Genomic DNA, 14,318 nt, shown 5'->3' with positions numbered 1-14,318 from the left:
ATGAAAAAACTTATAAGAATTATATTAACATTATTGATAATACCTATATTATCATGTTCGCAGAAAAAAATAATCAATATGGAAATAGAAGCAGTTTATGATAAAAAAGATAATTCTTATACTATTACATATCCTGAATATAATAAGCAGTATCCTAAATTTATAAATTTAAAATACGGAAAAAGCGTAAAAATAAATGAAGGAATATCATTAACTTATAATATAGACTCTGATAATATACCTATACAATTAAATATAGAAGTAGAAGAAAATAATACAATAAAAAAACTTACTATAGAAAATCCATTAGTTAATAGAAATATAAATCTTACATTATATGCTACAAATTTTAATCCTCCATTAGAAAAAGATAAATTGGATAAATTATCTATAAGTATAGAAACTATAGGAAATATTGATACAAAAGATACAGTAAAAATTGCAATAAATGAATATGATGATAAAAGAAAGCCTAGAGAAAATATAGCATTGATACTTCCTGAAAGCGGACATATAGCAAAAAGTAATCCGCCTTTCGTTATGATAAATAAAAGAACAACACTTACAAGAATATCAATATCTAAAGAGCTTTCATTTACAACTCGTTATGAATATACATTGAGAAATAATAGTTTCTTCTCTGTAACTAATACATTAGAAAACGGAAAATGGTATATAGCTTTCGATGAAAACGGAGATACAAATTTAAGAAAAATTTATCATTTCTTTATAGATGACAGCAGTACAAAAATAATACCTATAACAAATAAAACTTTCAATATACCAAGACCTTTTGTATTTATAGATAAACAGACATTTGAAGTTTTATATAATTTACTATATAAAGCAAACAGACTTCAGCCTTCTGTACTTCTAAGAAATATAAATGCATTCAGATCATACACTGCAGAAAATATGGGAAAATGGTCTGTAAATAATATATCATATTCATTAACTGATGATACTAATAAATTATATTTTGAGAATCTTCCTTCTCATACTATGGTTATGTCATTGAAGGCAGCTTTTGAACCTAATAATAATTTATTGAAATATGAAATCAAGCAGATGATAAGGGATATAGTAAATTTAGATGAAACAAAAATAGAAAATTATAATATTATAGATGCAGTAAATATATTAGCTAATTCTTTACTTATGCCTTTTGATTTGATGTATGATGAATTCTCTCCTGAAGAAATAGTATTAATGAAGCAGGAATTTATAAAATACGGAGAAACACTTTATAATTATATAATAGAAAATCCATCAGAATACAGAAATAAAAATACAATCAAATATGTTACAACATTAGGCTTAATAGCAATTAACATGCTTAATGAAAATGTTAATCAGGATCAAATTAGAAATTGGCATTATTTTTCTATGAATTATATAAACAGTATGGTATTTTCTATGTTTGAAAGTGACGGAAGTTTTAAATCTTCAATAAGCGAAGCATTTGATACTATTATGCCTATACTAACTTATGCATTATCGTTAAAAAATGTAGGTATATTTGATGCTTTCTCTTTAGAATCATTCAGAAATATAGGAAAATATTTATCAATAGTAGGATATCCTTCAGGCTACACATTGCCTATAGGATATACAGCAGTATACAATAGAAGCAAATTAAGATTTGATACAGGTGCTAGAAATGCGGTTATGGAACTTTTAAGCAAAATGTGTGCTGATCCATTATATAAAAATTATGCTGTATTTGCACAGAGTGAAGCTGCAGACATAAGATATCTTCCTTATGCTTTAATGTGGAATAATTACTATCTCAGAGACAATGTAAATTCTAATGTTGATTTCCAATACGAAACTTTGCTTTTAAAAAAAATACAAACTGCCATTTACAATGAAAATATAAAAACTTTAAATGCACCTTATTTGGCTGTTTATGCTAAGGGAAGAAATACAGACAATTCTTTAGGACTTAATCATAATGATAGAATGAGTTTTGTATACTATAATTATGGTGATTCTATAATAGATGAATTAGGTTATAATTTTGATTCTAATAATTATACTATTTTCAAAGATGCTGATTTTCATAACGGCATATCAATAGATGGAAATAAAATAGAAGAAAATATGGGAAGTTACTCATATATAGAAAATATAACAAATTATTATAAAATGTTTTATGCTCATGCTAAAGCAAATCAAAGATATACATACCCAATAAATCTTAAAAATTATGATAGAAGATTCTACTATCTAAAACCTAATATTTTGGTAATAAAAGAAGATATAGAAGCATTGCCTGATATAACAAGAGAATATCATGTTTACGGATATAAATATAAATGGAATGTAAACTCAAAACTTCCTATAACTTTTGATAATGAATCAAATAGATTTATAATAGATGGAGCTTATTCTTACACATATATACAAATACTATCTTCAAATGAGTTAGAATATAATGTAGTTCAAACTAATATAGGACAGAATAAATTATATACAGCACAAGCAGCAACTAGAGAAAATGTAAAGAAATTTGAACCTTGGATAATAGTAAGTACAATGCCTAAAAATAATGTTCCAATAGCTATGAGAAGAAATATTTTAAATCCTAATACAGCTATTGTAAATTTTGATAGCACAAATTTAAATTTCATTGCTGGAAATAAAGAATATAGAATAAGTATAGATAATAGTTATATAAATACTTCAGATAATACAAATAAAATAAACAATATACTATATACAGAAAATAGGGAAAGTGTTATAATAAGTTCAGATTAATTTTAATTAATTATAAAGGACTTATTAATGAATATATATATAGCTGATTCATATCAAGATTATACTGTATTCACAGCAAAACATATTCTAAATTTCTTAGAGAAAAAGCAGGAAAAAAAAGAAAAGCTTTATATTTCTGTTTCGAGTCAGGATGATACTAAAGATATATACAAAGAAATAATAGAAAATGTTAAAAACTATAAAATTAATTTCAAAAATATATTTATATTTCAGCAATCTGAGTACATAGGACTTCCTCCGACAGATAAAAATAGCAAAGCATATTTCTTAAAAGAAAATTTGCTTTCAAAAATAGATATACCGGAAGAAAATGTATTTTTATTTGACGGCAGCGGTGATGAATCTCAAATGGATAAACAGCTTGATATCATCAAAAAAATAGGAAGATTCGATGTTATATGGTATTCGCTTACTGCTGATTCCACTTCTGCTGGAAATGAAAGAATGTCATCATTATCTTCATTATTCAGAATAAAAACTTTAAGCGAACACTCTATAAGTGAAATTAAAAATAAATTTGAAGATGAAAGCAAAGTACCAACAACTGTATTTAGTATGGGTATGGGATTTATAGATATGGTTGATACTGTTTTATTAACATCATCTGGAATAAATAATTCATGCTCATTAAGAGATTGTTTGGAATATGGCATAAGTAATTCTTCACCTTTAAGCAAATTACAAAAACATAGCGATGTTACTGTTATAGCTGATTATGAATCATCTTTAAGATTATCAAGTCAAACCGTATTTATGAAAATAGAAAAAAATATAAAATAAAAGGAGAATATACATGAGAATCATTATTACAAATGAAAGCGTTTATGAATGGGCTGCTTATTATACTGTAAAATGTATATTGGACTATTCAGATAAAGACAAGCCTTTTGTGTTATCTTTTCCTTTAAGATATGTCAATAAATCATATTATCAAAAATTACTATCTTTCTACAATGATAATATAGTATCTTTCAAAAATATTCATATAGTTTCATCTGGTGAATATATAGATTCAAATATATCACAGAAATATTTAGAAGATAATTTCTTAAAATTTATAGATATACCTAAAGAAAATGTTCACTTATTTGACAGTAATGTAGCAAACAGAAAAGAAGAAGCAAGGAGAATGGCTAATTTAATAAAAGAATTAGGCAATATTACTTTATTAATAGATAATTTAGCTGAAGACGGAAGTTTCCTACTAAATACTCCAAGTTCATCATTAGAAGGAAGCGTAAGAGATAAAAAGATAAGCGAAATAATAAGAAGCTATGAATCTAAAAAATTTAATATGCCTATAGAAACATTCCCTAGAGAAGGTTTTACATTAGGTTTTGAAGAAGCATTTAATGCAAAATATATACTTGTTATGGCAAACGGATATGATGTATCTGATGCTTTAGCTCATTGTGTTGAAGGGGCTATAAGTCAATTCTACCCTACTTCTGTACTACAGGAACATAAAAAACTTATAATTGTTGCTGATGAAGAATCAAGCAGCGATTTAAAAGTAAAAACTTATAAATATGCTAAGAGTTTGGAAAGCAAAAGTTTGCATCCTAAAGAACTTATTAAAGGACTTTATAAATCTTATTATGCACTTACAAACATTAAAATATTTGACGGTGAAAAGTTCATAGAAGGACATTGTATTGTTATAGAAAATAATGTTATAAAAAGTGTAGAAAAAGAAATTGATGTTGATGCTGTTATTACAAGAATAGATTTGGGAGGAAAGATAGTTGCTCCTGGATATATAGACTTACAGGTTAATGGTATAGGAGGATATGATATTAATGCCGATCCTTCTGTAGAAACATTAAAAAATATGAATGAAGTTTGTCAAAGATACGGATGTACTTCATATTTACCAACTGTTATTACAAACGGCGATGAATATATGATAAAAATCATAGATTTGTTTAACAGTATAGAAGATTTATCAGTAATCGGCGTATTAGGAATACATTTTGAAGGACCTTATATATCGCATGAAAAGAGAGGTATTCATAATGACAAGTTCATAAGAGAGCCTAATATGGATATGATATCTAAAATCAATGCCTCAAAATGTGTAATGGTAACAGTAGCACCTGAAATGGTTAACGGCGAAGTAATAGAAGAATTTGCTATGGCAGGTAAAGTAGTATCTGTAGGACATACTAACGGTACTTATGCAGAAATAAAAGATAAAATACCTTACGGAATCACTTTTGCAACTCATTTATTCAATGCTATGCGTCCTTGGGGTTCAAGAGAGCCAGGTGCTGTTGGTGCTGTACTTGAAACTAAAGATATGTATGCGGGTTTAATATGTGATGGTGTGCATTGTGATTTTGCATCTGTAGAGCTTGCATATAAACTTAAAACAGGTCATATATGTATAGTAACTGATGCTATAGCTCCAGCTGCCGCTCCGGATATAAAAGAATATATTTGGGCTGGTAAAAAAATACATAGAGACGGAAACAGACTTATAGATGATAATGGAACTTTAGGAGGTTCATCTATAACTATGAGTCAGTCTGTAAGAAATGTAGTTAATGAAGTTGGTGCTACAGTAGAGGAGGCTTTGAAAATGGCTTCACTCTACCCTGCTAAAGTTATGGGTATAGATGATAAATACGGCAGAATAAAAGAAGGATATATTGCTGATTTAGTAGTATTAGATGAAAACTTAATAGTAAAAGGAGTAGTTTTCAAAGGAAATTACAAAGAATATAATTATGACCATGAATGGGTAACTCATGCATAAATAACATATTAATGTAAAATAATATTATAAAGGCTTTAATTAAATTTATTTTAGTTAAAGCCTTTTATTGTTTAATAAAATGTTCTCAATTTTAATTAATAAAAATAAACTTTAATCAAATATAAACTTGACTAAAAATCCTATATATGTTATCATAATACAACTATTTAGAAAAATATATAGTTATGGAGAGATGCCCGAGAGGCCGAAGGGAGCAGTTTGCTAAACTGTCGTAGGTATCCCCTACCGCGGGTTCGAATCCCGCTCTCTCCGCATCGGTTTATATATGATTAAAAAAATTTCTGTCATATTCTTAATTATTTTCAGCATAGCACTTACTCAAGAAAATACAAATTATAATGATACAAACAATGCAGCAGCAACAGAAGAAAATACAAATAATACAGCAGCAGAAACTAATTTTTTTAATGCCACTATAGATAATACTAACAATGCAAATGAACCTGCTATATTACAGGATATTAGAAATATTCAAGATAGAGCCGAAGTAAGTAATGGATGGATGTTTATAAGAGCTATTATTGGTTTTATAGTTACTTTGGTTGGTATATATCTTGTATTTATATATTTGAAAAATAAGTCTAAAAAAGTATCAGGATCAAGCGACATTATTAAAGTGCTTGCCACTACTCCGGTAGCTACAAACAGATATATATCTATAATAGAGATTGTTGAAGATATGTATTTGGTTTCTATTTCAGATCATAATATCAATTTATTATCAAAGATTGAAGATAAAGAAACTAAAGATCAAATAAAAATGATGTATATTAATTCTAAAAATAATACTGTAGATGATAGTTTTAAAAATATTTTCAATCAAACATTATCTGTATTTAAACAACCAAAAATGAAAGAAAAAGATCCATTAAAAACAACTTCTGAAATAAGAGAAAGACTTCATGATTTAAATGCTGAAAATCCTACAATAAATAATAATGAAGATGATCAAAATAATAAGTAATTAATAAAATGCAATAAAAAAAGGATGCACTATTTAATAGTCATCCTTTTTTATTATATTTACATAAATTCCATATTAGAACTTATTAATATACCATTCTTTTATTAGTTTGATTATAATTTATCAATGTATATGAATGAAGTCTTCCGTCACTTCCCTTATAAACATTCATATTTAAAGGATCAACTTCCCATATTCTATCTACAACAAAATTATAATAGTAATTGCCAACTTCAGCTCTTAAAGTTATAACCCATAAATTATTAGAATAAGTCATAGGATATCTCAAGCTGTCAAAACCCAATTTATCTGAAGTAAACATAACTTCTTTTGCAGTATCATTACTGTAGAAAAATGTAACTGTTCCATCAGAGTTATAAATAGGATTTTTCTCATAGAATCCTATATCATTAGTTAAAACGAAATAGCTTACAACCTGATTATTATTATCGTATTCAATATTAGGATTAACAGGATCATTGATCCAAACTCCATTCACTCTATATCTATATGAATATTTACCAGATTTAAGAGGATACTGCCAAAGATAATAATAAACTCCATAAGAGCTTTTTATAAGCGGTATGCTATCCTCCCAATTATTAAAATCACCTGATATTTCTACAGAATCATAGTTTTCAGCAAATGTAAATAATACGCCGTCATTTACAATTCTTGGAGGCATAACATCTTGTATATTATAATATTTTAAAATTTCCAACCTATTCATTCTAGCTTCATACTGTTCTATAGTTTCAGTATCTTTTTCTCCGCATGACAATAGAACTACACTAGAAATTATAAATAATGCTATTAATTTATATACTTTTTTCATTGCTTATTCAACCTGTTATATTTAATTTACTATCAGTGTTTGATGAAGATGAAGAATTATCTTTGCTATTATTATTATTAGCTGATGTTTTATTTTCAGTATTAGCCCTAGACATTTGCTCTTCAACACCTTCCCAAGCTGTTTTAAGTTCTTTAAGATACCTTATAACTTCTAATAGAGGAGGCTTAGTTTTGGATATATTTCCTTCTGTAAGTTTTTGATTCATATATGTATATATAGAAGCAAGTCTATGTGCTATATCTCCGGCTTCATAATTAAGAGAAGATAATAGCTCATATATGATCTCCTGTGCTTTTACTATATTATTATGTGCTTCTTCAGTACCATGTTTTTTATCCATAGCAGCACAAGCAGTTTCTAAAAACTTAATAGCCCCGTCATAGAGCATAACTATAAGTCTGTTTTGAGAAGCGGTACTCACATCTACTTTTTTATATTTTTCGTAACCGTTATTGCTTGACAATTGAATCCCCCCATTTGTATTATTATGTTAATTACTAAATATTATCGGAAAATCATAAAAAGCATAAAACATTTTTTAAGATAAAACAAATATATAGCTGTAATTATATTTATTATATCATATAATAAAATTAATACCATAATAAAGGAATAAATTATGCTCAATATAAATTTTAATAACGGTATAAAAATGCCTATATTAGGACTCGGACTATATAAAATAACAGATAAAAAAGAATTAGAAAATACAATAAGATGGGCAATAGAAGCAGGATATAGAAAATTTGATACCGCTCAGTTTTATAATAATGAAAAAGAATTAGGAGAAGCTATAAAACAAATTGGTATAAAAAGAGAAGAAATATTCATCACTACTAAAATATGGAATACAAAGCAAGGTTATAATTCTACAAGAAAATCATTTGAAGAAAGTTTGGAAAAGCTTAATATGGATTATGTAGATTTAGTTCTTATTCACTGGCCTGGTCAGAATAAAGAAAGATATTTAGATACATACAGAGCATTAGAAAATATATGCCAAAGTAAAAAAGCAAAATCTATAGGACTTAGCAACTTTGAAATAAAAAATTTAAAAGATATATTTGCACATTGCAATATAGCTCCAGTAATAAATCAAATAGAAAGACATCCTAATTTACAAAGAAATGAATTAATAGAATTTTGTAAGAGCCATAATATAGTTGTAGAAGCATGGTCTCCTCTAGCAAGAGGAAAATTATTTGATAATAAAACGATTATTGATATAGCACAAAAATATAATAAAACCCCATCTCAAATAATATTAAGATGGAATATAGAAAATAATATATCAGTAATACCAAAATCTTCTAATAAAGAAAGAATAGAAGAAAATATAAATGTATTTGATTTTCAATTAGATAAAAATGATATTGAAAAAATAAATTCATTAGAAAATGGATTCAGAGTAGGTCCGGATCCTTTAACTTTTGATTTCTAAAATATTTTTTAATATAAATAAATATATTAATTTTTATATAATAAAATTACATTAAAAAAGTTTATAAAAATAACTTTTTAATGTATAATTTTCTAGATTATTATTTTAAATTATTTTGGAGGCTGATATATGTCTGATATAAAAAGAATTGCCATAATAGGTGCTATGGATTCAGAAATTACTAATTTTAAAGGTATGATTGAAAATATAGAAGAAATTGAAATAGCAAATATTACTTACTATAAAGGTACATTATGCGGTAAAAATATAGTATTGTTAAAATCAGGAATCGGTAAAGTTAATGCTGCTATTGCTACAACTATAGCCATAGAAAGATTTAATGTAGAAAAAATAATATTTACAGGTGTTGCCGGATCTGGAAATCCTGATTATGATATATCTGATATAGTTATTTCTAAAGATTTAATAGAACATGACTTTGATACAAGTGCTTTAGACGGAGATGAACTTACTGTACTAGTTAAAGGTTATGATAAAAATTATTATCCTGCAGATGCTTCTTTGATACAATTAGCAAAAGAATCTGCTCAAAAAGTAATAACTGAAAATAAAGTATATGTTGATACAATAGCTACAGGCGATCAGTTTGTAGGTGATAATAATAAGGTTAAACAAATACATAATAAATTCAAAGCCGGTGCTATAGAAATGGAAGGTGCTGCTGTTGCTCATGCTGCTTTAATGTATAAAGTACCTTTTGTAGTTATACGTTCATTATCTGATAAAGCAGACAGTGATGCTGTAGTAGATTTTCCTAAATTTGTTGTGAAATCTGCCCAAAACTCAATGAAAATCGTTGTTGAAATGTTAGAGAATATGAAGTAAATAAAATATAAAAAGCGAGTCGTAGCCAGCTAGTGAGTTTACTCACTAGCTTATCATAGGCGTAGACGAGCATAGCAATAATAGAAATGTTAGAGAATATGAAGTAAATAAAATATAAAAAGCGAGTTGTAGCCAGCTAGTGAGTTTACTCACTAGCTTATCATAGGCGTAGACGAGCATAGCAATAATAAAAATGTTAGAGAATATGAAGTAAATAAAATATAAAAATAGTTTTAAAGCGATAAACTAGCAGGTGATAACTGACATAAGGAAGTTATCACCTGTTTTTTTAGAGAGTTTATCGCTAGCAATAATAAAAAGTCGTAGCCATCAAAGGTTATTGTAGGCTACACCTTACCTCAAGGCAGACTTCGTCGACGAGCATAGTAATAATAAAAAATAAAAAAGCTGATAACTTTAAGTTGTCAGATATTTTTTTATAAACTTCATGTATATAAATAAAATAAGATTTTCATATTGAAAAATAATACTATTTACAATTAATTTACTATTGAAAATATTTTACATTTATAATATAATCTTTATTATTAATTAACATAATATCGGAGAATACATGCCTGATAAAAGAACGATATTAAATGGAAATGGTGTTGGAGATGATGTAGCTATAGGAAATTCTTTTTTTTATACTCCATCTTTAAGTACTCCTATATATAAAATAGAAGAATCTGACATAGAAGAAGAATATAAAAGATTTGATGAAGCTGTTAAAAAATCTATAAATGAAATAGAATTATTACAAAATTACGTAGACAATAATATAAAAAATATTTTGCATACTCATATATTAATGCTGCAAGACAGAGTAATAACTAAGCAGGTAAAAGAAGAAGTAAAAGAAAAATTATTTAATATAGAACATATATATGATACAATTATATCAGGATATCTTGATAAATTATCATCTATAAATAATAAAATGCTATCAGAAAGAAGTGGAGATATTATTGATATAAAATCAAGGTTAATAAGAAATTTGATACAGCCGGATTCTGGAGATTATTCACAAGTTCCAAAAGATAGTATTGTAATAGCAAAAAATCTTACACCGAGTGATGTTTTAAAATTCAATAATATAGGTGTTTCAGGATTTATCGTAGAAAGCGGCGGATATACTTCACATGCTGCAATACTTGCAAAATCTTTCGGAATTACAACTATATTCAATATAGCTGATATATCAAGCAAAATAAAAAACGGGAAAAAAATAATAATAGACTGTAAAAGCAATATAGTTATAATGAATCCTAGTAAAAGGGATGTAGATAATTATACTGCATTGTCAGAAAATATAAAAAAATTAAAAGAAAAATCCATATTAGATGCTAAAGAAGCAGCATTAACAAAAGATAATGTTGAAATAAAAGTACATGCAAATATAGATATACCGGAAGAAACAGAAAGTTTATTAAAATTCGGTATTGATTCCATAGGCCTATACAGAACAGAATTTTTATATATATTTTCAGATGAAGGAATAGCTACTGAACTTCCTAGCGAAGAAATACAATTCCAAGTATATAAAAAAATAGCATCTAAAATAAAAGGAAAAGTAATAATAAGAACTTTAGATATAGGAGGAGATAAAATATCCCCTGCTTTGGGATTAGATTTTAAAGAGGATAATCCTTTTTTAGGATGGCGTGCCATAAGATTCTGTTTATCTAATAAACAACTATTTAAAGATCAGATAAAAGCATTGCTTAGAGCTTCTCATTATGGAAATATAGAGATAATGATTCCTATGATAAGCACTATAGAAGAATTTATTGAAACTAAAAATTTCATAGAATATATTAAAGATGAATTAAAACATGAAAATAAAAATTTCAATGAATCAATAAAAATAGGTGCTTTGATAGAAACTCCTTCAGCTGCTGCAATTATAGACTTAATAGTAAAAGAAGCTGATTTCTTATCTATAGGCTCTAATGATTTAGTTCAATACATGATGGCATGCGACAGAACAAATGAAAAGCTAATGTATTTATATAATCCTATAGACATATCTGTTTTAAGAACATTAAAAAGAGTAATAAAAATAGCAAATGAAAATAATAAGCCTGTAACATTATGCGGTGAAATGGCTGGAGTTCCGGAATATACTCCTGTATTATTAGGACTTGGAATAAGAGAGCTTTCTATGTCCGTAACATCTGTAGCTAAAGTAAAAAATATCATTAGAAATATCAGCATAGAAGAATGCGAAGATTTGGTAAATAAAATGCTTGAGAAATGCGATAATAATTTTTCAAAGTCAATTTTAAGAAGTTTTTTAAGAAAAATATATAAAATTAATCAATGAAGGTAAATGTAAATATGAATAAGAAATTATTAAATGTTGTTATATTAATATCTATTATACTGCTTAGTTCATGCAAAGCGGCAGACTCTATAAACGAATACAGAAAATTAAAAGATATAGAAAATACTGAAGATTACGGACCTTTGGGTGACTTTTTAAAAACATTGCCTAAAACAGAAGAAGAAAATACACAATCTCCATACAATGAACTTACAACATTTATTACAGGAAGAAATCAAATATTATCATCAAGCTATAAGGAAGGTTTTGAAACTTTAGCAAGATTCTTATTCACCTACCCTTCTAGTTATTATGAAAGCGAGGCTTCATATCTTTTGGGACAGGCATTAATATACATGGTTGAAAATGATCCTGCTTATATAGAAGAATTTTATACTCAATTATTATCAGAAGGTATAGTTGAAGGTGAAGAAAATAATGATGATGCTGTTACCAATTTACAATCTTCATTAAAAAATATATACAGCCAAATGGGAATCATAGTAAAAGACGGACAATATTCTTTTAATGGATATGTATTTGACAGAATACTTCAAGATGAAGAAAGTGTTTTTCCTTTAAAAGATTTTGCATACTATTTCAGCATAAGACATAGATTCAGCAATATAAAAAATGAAAACGATAAAGCAAAATTTATTACAAATATAACTTATTTAAAAAGATTCTCAGACAGATACAGAACAAGCGTATTACAAGACAGCATATTACATAATCAATCATATTTCCCAGATACTCTTCCTTTTACTTTAACTGCTGCAGAAAATAGAAATTATAAAGATACTGTAGAAACTGTACAAAATAGAATCGATGCCATAAGTGCTGCATTTGAAGAAGAATATTATGTTATAGGAAACGGAATAATAATAAGAGACAGAATACCAGCAATTACCCCAGGTACAGAAAAAGAACTTTATACATTATATAATTACGATTTTGTAACAGTTCTTAATAAGACAAATGTATATAATCCTAAGGAGAGAGCAAGAGAAGATTGGGCTTTAGTAAAATATGATACATATTACGGACCTATAGTTGGTTGGAGTTATTCAAGATATATAACAAATAATATTCAGAATATGGAAGATATATTTGAAAATTATAAAGCAGCTATGAATTCATATAAGAATTATGACTACTTAAAATCGTCAGACTTCTTCTCTTATATACTTAATGATCCTCAGACAAACTATTTCACAGATAAATCAGTATATTTCTTATGGAAAGTTAATAACAAAATAGGAGAATTGGTAAGTTCAAAAAATAATCCTTATTATAAATATGTATTAGACTATCCTAAATATTTTTATTATAATACAAATAATAATGTACTTCAAAGCTCTACTTTATTGTATAATTATTTAGTTAAAATACTTCCTACTAATCCTTACAGATTTGTTATAAGCGGAGACAGTGAAGCAGAATACAGCGTAGATTAATTATAAAAAAGTTAATCTTAAGGAGTATATATGAACGAGGATATAAAATTTATAACAGATTTTCTAAAATGTGATTATGAAATACTTGAAGGTGGACTTGAAGATGATACTAAAATAATGGAATGCTACAAGGAACATTTAGAAAAAGGCAAGAAAGAAGGATATACTCCTTTAATAATAATTCCTACAGATACACTTACTGAAGCGATTGAAATATTTTTGGAAGATAATGATGCAGAAATTGAAGATTCAAAAAAATTAATAAATGAATATATAGAAAAATCTAAAGAAGTAAACTATAAAGATTATTTGCATCAGAATATTGAAGATATTTATGATGATAAAGAATATATTGAAGAAATAAAAAAATCATTCAATGCACCTATAGTAGAAGGTTTTGAAGTAATTGATAGTTTTGGTTCTTATTATGATTATACTTTAGATGATCCTGTTACAGTTGATTTAATATTAGCGAAAATTACTACTAATAATCCTTATGAATTGGCATGCTATATCCCTATGGGCGGATTCAATGATTGTCCTAATCCTGAAACACAGGCTGCAATTTTCAAGTATTGGTATGAAAAATATAATGCCTATCCTGCTGTAGTAGGTTATGATATTTGGGAGCTTTGGATAGAAAAACATCCTCAAACTGAAGAAGAAGCCAGAGAACTTGCTATAGAACATTATTATTTCTGCTTGGACAGAGTTGATCAATATAGTGAAAATTATGATCATGGTAAATTGGCTGGTACATTATTAAAATCCGATGTTTGGTATTTCTGGTGGGATTAATCCGTTTTTCTCATTGACTTTTATATTTATTATTATATAATCTTTCTTGATTTTCATTTACTACTATAGG

General features: G+C 26.9%; 11 protein-coding genes and 1 tRNA gene. 10 read left to right on the top strand and 2 right to left on the bottom strand.

The window, feature by feature from the left end:
• The 5 genes from BHYOB78_RS04065 to BHYOB78_RS04045 all read left to right on the top strand — a co-directional run bounded on the left by BHYOB78_RS04065 (position 1) and on the right by BHYOB78_RS04045 (position 6,524).
• Positions 1 to 2,760 carry a hypothetical protein gene (locus tag BHYOB78_RS04065; protein ID WP_020064120.1) on the top strand — a complete coding sequence of 920 codons (2,760 nt, stop codon included), beginning with the start codon at positions 1 to 3 and terminating at the stop codon, positions 2,758 to 2,760.
• A gap of 27 nt (positions 2,761 to 2,787) precedes the next feature.
• A complete protein-coding gene (locus BHYOB78_RS04060) occupies positions 2,788 to 3,561 on the top strand; it encodes a 6-phosphogluconolactonase (protein ID WP_020064121.1) in 774 nt (257 codons plus the stop codon).
• Positions 3,562 to 3,574: 13 nt separating this feature from the next.
• Entirely contained in the window at positions 3,575 to 5,539 is a 1,965-nt protein-coding gene (gene nagA, locus BHYOB78_RS04055; protein ID WP_012672109.1) for an N-acetylglucosamine-6-phosphate deacetylase, read from the top strand.
• A 187-nt stretch (positions 5,540 to 5,726) separates the two neighbouring features.
• Positions 5,727 to 5,812 (top strand) — tRNA-Ser (locus BHYOB78_RS04050).
• Between the two features lie 13 nt (positions 5,813 to 5,825).
• Positions 5,826 to 6,524: a flagellar biosynthetic protein FliO gene (locus BHYOB78_RS04045; RefSeq protein ID WP_012672108.1), complete on the top strand. Its 699-nt coding sequence runs from the start codon at positions 5,826 to 5,828 to the stop codon at positions 6,522 to 6,524.
• Positions 6,525 to 6,609: 85 nt separating this feature from the next.
• Here BHYOB78_RS04045 and BHYOB78_RS04040 read toward each other — a convergent pair whose 3' ends face one another.
• Positions 6,610 to 7,359, bottom strand: coding sequence for an early set domain-containing protein (locus tag BHYOB78_RS04040; RefSeq protein ID WP_012672107.1), 750 nt, complete (start codon positions 7,357 to 7,359; stop codon positions 6,610 to 6,612).
• Between the two features lie 7 nt (positions 7,360 to 7,366).
• Entirely contained in the window at positions 7,367 to 7,843 is a 477-nt protein-coding gene (gene fliS / locus BHYOB78_RS04035; protein WP_020064122.1) for a flagellar export chaperone FliS, read from the bottom strand.
• A 156-nt stretch (positions 7,844 to 7,999) separates the two neighbouring features.
• Between fliS and BHYOB78_RS04030 the strand changes: the two genes are divergently transcribed.
• From BHYOB78_RS04030 to BHYOB78_RS04010, 5 genes are all read left to right on the top strand, one after another.
• A complete protein-coding gene (locus tag BHYOB78_RS04030; protein ID WP_012672105.1) occupies positions 8,000 to 8,821 on the top strand; it encodes an aldo/keto reductase in 822 nt (273 codons plus the stop codon).
• 129 nt (positions 8,822 to 8,950) lie between these two features.
• Positions 8,951 to 9,667 (top strand): 5'-methylthioadenosine/adenosylhomocysteine nucleosidase, encoded by a 717-nt coding sequence (locus BHYOB78_RS04025; protein WP_012672104.1) that lies wholly within the window; start codon positions 8,951 to 8,953, stop codon positions 9,665 to 9,667.
• A 574-nt stretch (positions 9,668 to 10,241) separates the two neighbouring features.
• Positions 10,242 to 11,993 carry a phosphoenolpyruvate--protein phosphotransferase gene (gene ptsP, locus BHYOB78_RS04020; protein ID WP_012672103.1) on the top strand — a complete coding sequence of 584 codons (1,752 nt, stop codon included), beginning with the start codon at positions 10,242 to 10,244 and terminating at the stop codon, positions 11,991 to 11,993.
• 14 nt (positions 11,994 to 12,007) lie between these two features.
• Entirely contained in the window at positions 12,008 to 13,450 is a 1,443-nt protein-coding gene (locus tag BHYOB78_RS04015) for a hypothetical protein (protein ID WP_020064123.1), read from the top strand.
• 30 nt (positions 13,451 to 13,480) lie between these two features.
• On the top strand, positions 13,481 to 14,248 hold the full coding sequence (locus BHYOB78_RS04010) for a DUF4253 domain-containing protein (RefSeq protein ID WP_020064124.1): 768 nt from the start codon (positions 13,481 to 13,483) through the stop codon (positions 14,246 to 14,248).
• The last annotated feature ends 70 nt before the right edge of the window (positions 14,249 to 14,318 follow it).

The sequence above is a fragment of the Brachyspira hyodysenteriae ATCC 27164 genome (assembly GCF_001676785.2).
GTDB classification, from domain to species: Bacteria; Spirochaetota; Brachyspiria; order Brachyspirales; family Brachyspiraceae; genus Brachyspira; species Brachyspira hyodysenteriae.
This window is presented reverse-complemented; position numbering and strand designations above follow the sequence as displayed.

Excerpts from the sequence above, each read along its gene's own strand:
- BHYOB78_RS04065 (WP_020064120.1), top strand. The coding sequence starts at position 1 with ATGAAAAAACTTATAAGAATTATATTAACATTATTGATAATACCTATA.
- BHYOB78_RS04060 (WP_020064121.1), top strand. The coding sequence starts at position 2,788 with ATGAATATATATATAGCTGATTCATATCAAGATTATACTGTATTCACA.
- nagA (WP_012672109.1), top strand. The coding sequence starts at position 3,575 with ATGAGAATCATTATTACAAATGAAAGCGTTTATGAATGGGCTGCTTAT.
- BHYOB78_RS04045 (WP_012672108.1), top strand. The coding sequence starts at position 5,826 with ATGATTAAAAAAATTTCTGTCATATTCTTAATTATTTTCAGCATAGCA.
- BHYOB78_RS04040 (WP_012672107.1), bottom strand. The coding sequence starts at position 7,359 with ATGAAAAAAGTATATAAATTAATAGCATTATTTATAATTTCTAGTGTA.
- BHYOB78_RS04030 (WP_012672105.1), top strand. The coding sequence starts at position 8,000 with ATGCTCAATATAAATTTTAATAACGGTATAAAAATGCCTATATTAGGA.
- BHYOB78_RS04025 (WP_012672104.1), top strand. The coding sequence starts at position 8,951 with ATGTCTGATATAAAAAGAATTGCCATAATAGGTGCTATGGATTCAGAA.
- ptsP (WP_012672103.1), top strand. The coding sequence starts at position 10,242 with ATGCCTGATAAAAGAACGATATTAAATGGAAATGGTGTTGGAGATGAT.
- BHYOB78_RS04015 (WP_020064123.1), top strand. The coding sequence starts at position 12,008 with ATGAATAAGAAATTATTAAATGTTGTTATATTAATATCTATTATACTG.
- BHYOB78_RS04010 (WP_020064124.1), top strand. The coding sequence starts at position 13,481 with ATGAACGAGGATATAAAATTTATAACAGATTTTCTAAAATGTGATTAT.